This is a genomic window from Modestobacter italicus, assembly GCF_019799965.1.
GTDB lineage: Bacteria > Actinomycetota > Actinomycetes > Mycobacteriales > Geodermatophilaceae > Modestobacter > Modestobacter italicus_A.
In genome coordinates this window covers 1-611 of record NZ_JABGCJ010000097.1, presented here as the reverse complement: position 1 = coordinate 611, position 611 = coordinate 1, and the positions used below count along the sequence as shown (strand labels likewise).

The 611-nt window shown below is 37.0% G+C and carries 1 protein-coding gene; it reads right to left on the bottom strand.

Going from position 1 to position 611, the window contains the following annotated elements; all coding sequences use genetic code 11:
- Positions 1–611: hypothetical protein (locus tag HLA93_RS20470; RefSeq protein ID WP_222196280.1), on the bottom strand; the 611-nt coding region annotated here is incomplete at both ends.

Sequence of the window (611 nt, the reverse complement as noted above, 5' to 3'; positions counted from 1 at the left end):
CCCTCTTTTCCAAATACTTCTTAATTGAGTTCCCAAGTGTAGAAAACTCATTTAAGAAGTTGGGAACAACTTCATCCACTTTATCCTTATGTATGCCCTTTCTACTTCTTTGAAAAACTTCATTTTTGCTTGATGGAGCAAATTTTAAAATGTAGGGCATTTGGATCTCTTCAAGCTCAGGTGGTTTGGATGTTAGGGACAAAAACTCCTCTTTAAAAGAGGGAGGGGTTGACTCCTCAAACCTAGGTGGCACCCACTCTTTCTCTTCCAACACAACATTCACCTCCAAAATAGCAGAATTAAGGTTTGAGTCATGAGGCATATCACCATCACTAGGATTCACATTTGACTCATTAGGAGAGTCTTTCAAAGAAAAATTTTCAAACTTTTCACTCCTTAGTGTGGGGATTGCCTTGACTTGCTCTTGATGATTATTAATGTCATTAAAAACTTCCTCACTTTGTTGACCTTGAAAAATTGTTTCGGGTTGTGAAGGAAAGTTATCCTCTTGTTGAAGCACAACCACTAAATTAGTCAACTCGGTAAGTTCATTTCTAATTTCATCAATAGCTTGGGCATTAGCCTTTGCATTTTCAAATAATTGTTGCAAA